At 33.1% G+C, this 6,092-nt stretch carries 7 protein-coding genes; 5 read left to right on the top strand and 2 right to left on the bottom strand.

Annotation, left to right across the window (positions count from 1 at the left end; all coding sequences use genetic code 11):
- Positions 1-813: 813 nt before the first annotated feature.
- Both ACHZDT_RS20670 and ACHZDT_RS20665 read right to left on the bottom strand, forming a co-directional pair.
- On the bottom strand, positions 814-1,800 hold the full coding sequence (locus ACHZDT_RS20670; protein ID WP_394776595.1) for a YhcG family protein: 987 nt from the start codon (positions 1,798-1,800) through the stop codon (positions 814-816).
- Between the two features lie 34 nt (positions 1,801-1,834).
- Positions 1,835-2,548, bottom strand: coding sequence for a pyridoxine 5'-phosphate synthase (locus ACHZDT_RS20665; RefSeq protein WP_394776594.1), 714 nt, complete (start codon positions 2,546-2,548; stop codon positions 1,835-1,837).
- A gap of 116 nt (positions 2,549-2,664) precedes the next feature.
- On the opposite strand from ACHZDT_RS20665, the gene ACHZDT_RS20660 reads away from it, so the two are divergent.
- The 5 genes from ACHZDT_RS20660 to ACHZDT_RS20640 all read left to right on the top strand — a co-directional run.
- Positions 2,665-3,324, top strand: coding sequence for a CBS domain-containing protein (locus ACHZDT_RS20660; protein ID WP_394776593.1), 660 nt, complete (start codon positions 2,665-2,667; stop codon positions 3,322-3,324).
- A gap of 88 nt (positions 3,325-3,412) precedes the next feature.
- Positions 3,413-4,300: an NAD kinase gene (locus tag ACHZDT_RS20655; RefSeq protein ID WP_394776592.1), complete on the top strand. Its 888-nt coding sequence runs from the start codon at positions 3,413-3,415 to the stop codon at positions 4,298-4,300.
- A 173-nt stretch (positions 4,301-4,473) separates the two neighbouring features.
- Positions 4,474-5,157, top strand: coding sequence for a DUF6089 family protein (locus ACHZDT_RS20650; RefSeq protein WP_394776591.1), 684 nt, complete (start codon positions 4,474-4,476; stop codon positions 5,155-5,157).
- Positions 5,158-5,161: 4 nt separating this feature from the next.
- A complete protein-coding gene (locus tag ACHZDT_RS20645) occupies positions 5,162-5,902 on the top strand; it encodes an isoprenyl transferase (RefSeq protein ID WP_394776596.1) in 741 nt (246 codons plus the stop codon).
- On the top strand, positions 5,835-6,092 hold a 258-nt coding region (locus ACHZDT_RS20640), incomplete at its 3' end, for a hypothetical protein (protein WP_394776590.1). The genes ACHZDT_RS20645 and ACHZDT_RS20640, both read left to right, overlap by 68 nt.

Here is a 6,092-nt window from a genome sequence, read left to right as displayed (position 1 = left end):
CTTTTCCATACAATTAGACTTTAATACTAATATATGTAAATCAATTTAACTCTTCCGAACACTTATGTTTTTAAAACCTGTCGGGTTTGCTCTTAGGGATTTTACAAAAGGTTTCCATTTTGAACAGAACATATTGCAGGGATGGATTTCAATCCGTAATTCACATCGTAACCCCAATATTGTCATTTCGACCGAAGGGAGAAATCACATAACGGCGATAACTTCCTAAATTAATTTTATGATGTGATTAAGATTCGTTGCTCTCTGGATGTGATTTCTCCCTCCGGTCGAAATGACAAATCTCTGTAGAAAAGTATTGTCAATAAACCCGACAGGTTTTTAAAACCTGTCGGGTTTGCTCTTAGGGATTTTATAAAGGTTTCCATTAGGAAAAGAACATATTGTAGGGATGAATTTCAATCCGTCATTCACATCGTAACCCCAATATTGTCATTTTCGACCGAAGGGAGAAATCTCATAACGGCGATAACGTGCTGAATTATTCTTTTATGATGTGATTAAGATTCGTTGCTCTCTGGATGTGATTTCTCCCTTTGGTCGAAATGACAAATCTCTGTAGAAAAATATTGTCAATAAACCCGACAGGTTTTAAAAACCTGTTGGGTTTGCTCTTAGGGAATTTACAAAAGGTTTCCATAGAAACAGAACATATTTTAGGAATGAATTTCAATCCGCCATTCACATCGTAACCCCAATATTGTGATTTCGACCGGAGGGAGAAATCTCATAACGGCGGTAACGTGCTGAATTATTCTTTTAGGATGTGATTAAGATTTTTATGCCAAAATTATTTTATTTCTTATTTTTTAATTCAAATCTTTGAATATCGTTTTCAATCAGGGCTTTTAAATCTTCTTCTTTTGGCATGTATAATAAATATTGACTTGCAAAAACACTTTTTTTATCTGCTAAAACAGAATACTTTACAATTGTTTCATCTTTTTCAGAACAAAGCAATATTCCAATTGTTGGCTGATCTGATTCACTTTTCTTTAAATCATCATACATACGCACATACATATCAATTTGTCCAATATCCTGATGTGATAAAGAGCCTGTTTTAAGATCAATAATTACAAAACATTTCAGAATGTAATTATAAAAAACTAAATCAATATAAAAATCTGACGTATCTGTCACGATATGCTGCTGTCTTGCTACAAAAGCAAAACCTTTTCCAAACTCTAATAAAAATTGTTGCAGATGATCTATTATTGAAGTTTCTATACTTCTCTCAGAATTTTTTACATCAGATGCTAATCCTAAGAACTCAAAAATATAAGGATCTTTCATTAAATTCTGAATTGTGTCAGGATGTGATTCTAAAGCTTTATGTTCCAGAACACGTTCAAACGCAAGTGAATCTATTTGCCTTTGCAATGTTCTGCTACTCCAATTATTACGAATACTTTCATTTAAATAATAGTTACTCTTTTCTTCAGAATTTAGCCGAGATAATAATCTATAATGCGTCCAGCTCAATTCGGTACGCAATGCGTTCCAAATTGGAAATGCTGTGTAGAAAGCTCGCATATTATTTAGATTACGTTCATCAAAACCTTTTCCAAATTCCAGCGTAAGATAATTTGCAAGATTCTTTAAAATAGACTTTCCGTAATCCGCACGCTCTTTCCCCTCTTGTTCATCTTCAATTATTAATTTTCCAATCTGCCAATAAGTTTCAAGCAAAGCAGAATTTGCCGTTCGTAAAACACGTTGGCGAGATTGAAGAATAATGCCTTTAATTTCAGAAAATAAAGAAGATTGATCTATAAACATTATGGCATATTTAGATTATGTGAATTATAAAACATTACTTCAATTTATTCAAATACATATTAACCACATTATCTAATCCCAGATAAAGCGCTTCTGAAATTAAGGCGTGACCAATAGAAACTTCTAATAAACCTGGGATATTTTGTTTAAAAAACTCGATATTATCCAAGCTTAAATCATGTCCGGCGTTGATTCCTAACCCTAATTCGTTCGCGAATTCTGATGCTTTTATATAAGGATCGATTCCGTTTTTGTTGCCGAGGTCATATTGATGCGCAAAAGCTTCTGTATATAATTCGATTCTGTCTGTTCCTGTTTTTTTAGCGCCTTCGATAATTTCAAGAACCGGATCAACAAAAATTGATGTTCTGATTCCGTTACGCTGAAATTCCTGAATTACTTCGGTTAAATAAGATTGGTTTTTTATAGTGTCCCAGCCTGCAGATGATGTAATTGCACCAATTGCATCGGGAACTAATGTTACCTGCGTTGGTTTGCATTCTAAAACTAAATCGATGAAATTATGCTGCGGATTTCCTTCAATATTATATTCGGTATAAACAATTGCTTTTAAATCACGCGCATCCTGATAACGAATATGGCGTTCATCCGGACGTGGGTGAATGGTGATTCCCTGCCCTCCAAATTTCTGGATATCAGCAGCGACTTTTAATAAATCAGGAACATTTCCTCCACGTGCATTTCGAAGGGTTGCAATTTTATTGATATTTACACTTAACTTTGTCATATAAATAGATAATTAATTCTAGTAACACTATATTTGTTACGACAAAAATACAAAGTAAAACGTAGCAGTTTTTGCTATTTTTTGATTATTTTGCATCAAATATCCTTAACAGATTTATGACAGAAATTATAGACTATATCAACAATGATTTAAGAGCGATAGATAGTCAGGAAACGATAGCATCGGCTCAGGACTTTTTTGCTGAATTGAATTTTTCGCATTTTCCGGTTTTGGAAAACGGAATTTTCATTGGAAGTATCGCTGCTGATGATGTTGAAACTTTTGATACAGATAAAAGAGTTATTGATTACAAATATACGCTGGAACGTTTTTTTGCCCGCAAATCAATGTTGTGGCTTGATGTTCTGGAAGTTTTTGCTAAAAATCACACGAATATTGTTTCGGTTCTTGACGAGAATAACGACTACATAGGATATTATGAAATGGAAGATATCATGAAGTTTTTTCAGGAAACTCCATTTTTAAAAGAACAAGGCGGAATAATTATCGTTCAAAAAGGGCTTTTAGATTATTCTATGGGTCAGGTAACGCAGATTGTTGAAAGCAATAACGGCAAAATTCTGGGTTGTTTTGTATCCGAGGCTGATTTGGAAAATGTTCAGATTACGATAAAAATTGGCGTTGGACCAATGAATGAAATTATTCAGACTTATAGAAGATATGGTTATGAAATTATTTCAGAACATCAGGAAGATGCTTATATCAACAGCTTAAAAGAGCGTTCAGATTATTTAGACAAATACCTTAATATATAATATTGTTTGTTGAATCGGTTAATGTTAATCGTTTTGACGAAGAAAATTAACGGTTAAACAATAAACAAAAAAAACGATTCAACACCAGATGAAAGTAGCCATTTACGGACAGTATTATCAGAATAGTACGGAACCTATTATCAAGGACATATTTTTGTTTTTTAAAACTAATAATGTCGAGATGGTTATAGAAGAAAACTTTCTAAAAATGCTTCACGAAAAGGACCTTGTACAAAAGGAATACAAAACTTTTTCGGCAAGTACTTCTTTAGATAATAGTTTTGAAATGTTGATTAGTATTGGCGGTGACGGAACTATCTTGAGGGCGGCGACATTAGTGCGTAATTCGGGTGTACCTATTTTAGGAATTAATGCCGGAAGACTTGGTTTTTTAGCTACTGTTCAAAAAGAAAACATTGACAGCTTTTTACAATTTGTAATTGATAAAAATTATACTACTTCTGAAAGAACTTTGTTAAGTGTGACCTGCGATCCTGAAAATGACGCTATTGAAGACGGTTTAAATTTTGCGATGAATGAAATCACGGTGAGCCGAAAAGACACGACTTCGATGATTACGGTTGAAACATATTTAAATAATGAATATCTAAACTCCTATTGGGCAGATGGATTAATCATTTCTACACCTACAGGCTCTACAGGATACTCCTTAAGTTGCGGCGGACCTTTATTAACTCCTGATGTTAAAAGTTTAGTGATTACACCAATTGCTCCTCATAATTTAACGGCAAGACCGCTTGTTATTCCTGATGATACCGAAATTAAACTTCGTGTTTCAGGAAGAGAAGATCAATATTTGGTTTCATTAGATTCCAGAATTGCTTCGGTAAAAAATGAATCTGTTTTAACGATCAAAAAAACAGATTTTAAAATTAAAATGGTTGAAATACCCGGCGAAACATTCTTAAAAACACTGAGAAACAAATTGCTTTGGGGAGAAGACAAAAGAAATTAAGTTCTTTTCTGATTCCACTCTATACGATAATAGTACTTTTTGCCGTTCTGCATGTAGTGAATCATCATTAAATGTCTCAAATACATATTGTAAATTGAAAAAAAAGCACATTTAATCAAAGGAACGTTGATTCGTATCGATAATTATTATATTTGCACGCAATTTTGAATTAAATGAAGAAAATTTTTAATTTATTGTTATGTTTTTTCCCCTTTATCACACTGAATGCTCAAATCCATGAGATTGGTGTTTTCCTTGGTGGAAGTAACTTTGTAGGTGACGTAGGAAAAACAACTTATATAGCTCCTGAAAAGCTGGCTTTTGGTGTTTTGTACAAATGGAATAAAAGTCCGCGTCATTCTTATCGCTTCTCCTACACACAATCAACTATTGCAGGAAATGATCGTGATTCTGAAGAAAATGGCAGAAACCAAAGAGGTTATAGCTTTGAAAATACTGTAAAAGAACTTTCGGCAGGTTTAGAGTTTAATTTTTTCGACTTTAATCTACATGATTATCATCCAAAAGTCACTCCTTATATATATTCCGGATTAAGTTACTTTATGTACGATCAATTATATGTAACCGGAGGACAAACAAAAAAGGAAAAAAGTTCAGGTTCAATTGCGATACCAATAACATTGGGAATCAAATCGAATATAGCCCCTCATTGGGTTCTGGGTGCAGAAGTTGGTGCACGTTATACCTTTACGGATAATATTGACGGAAGCAACCCAAGCAATAAGGCTTATAAACCTTTGCAATTTGGAAATTTAAATAATAATGACTGGTATGTGTTTACTGGTATTACCCTAACGTATACCTTTGGACAAAAACCTTGCTATTGCGCATATTAATACGATGAATTTACTAGACTCTATAGATCACACCAACTTACCCAAACATTTGGCCATTATCATGGACGGAAATGGTCGTTGGGCAAAACAACAAGGTTTTTTAAGGGCATTTGGTCACGAAAACGGAACAAAATCTGTCAAAAAAACAATTACAACTTGTGCTAAACTTGGCATAGAGTATTTAACGCTATACGCTTTTTCGACAGAAAACTGGAATCGTCCAAAATTAGAAGTCGAAGCTTTAATGAAAATATTAATCAATTCATTAAAAAAAGAGCTTGGTACATTACAGGAAAACAACATCAAACTTAATGCAATTGGAAATCTTGATAAATTACCGAAATCGGCTCAAAAAGAGCTTTTGGATGTAATTGAGAAAACAAAAAATAATACACGTCTTACACTAACTCTCGCTTTAAGTTACGGATCAAGAGAAGAATTGGTAAATGCTGTGAGAATCATCAGTGATAAAGTTAAAAATAATATAATTTCAATAGACACTATTGACGATTCAATTATAAATGAGCATCTTTACACGCAAAATTTACCTGACGTAGATTTATTAATACGAACAAGTGGAGAACATAGAATAAGTAATTTTTTGCTGTGGCAAATTGCCTATGCAGAATTATATTTTACTAATGTCTTGTGGCCAGACTTTAAAGATCAAGATTTATATGAGGCTATTATTAGTTATCAAAAAAGAGAACGTAGATTTGGAAAAACCAGTGAACAAATTAAATAATTTTTTAGTGTTACAAAAAAGAGTACAAATAGTCCTTACCCTACTTCTTTTGGGTAGTTTTTCACAAATAAAAGCACAAGAAAGAGTTCCTTTTGATCAGGGAAAAAAATATATTCTTGCAAAAGTTTCTGTTGTTGGTAAAATAAGCTTCAATGAACAAACTGTTGTTACCTTTTCCGGTCTTCAAAAA

The organism is Flavobacterium sp., assembly GCF_043722275.1.
Classification (GTDB): Bacteria; Bacteroidota; Bacteroidia; order Flavobacteriales; family Flavobacteriaceae; genus Flavobacterium.
This window is presented reverse-complemented; position numbering and strand designations above follow the sequence as displayed.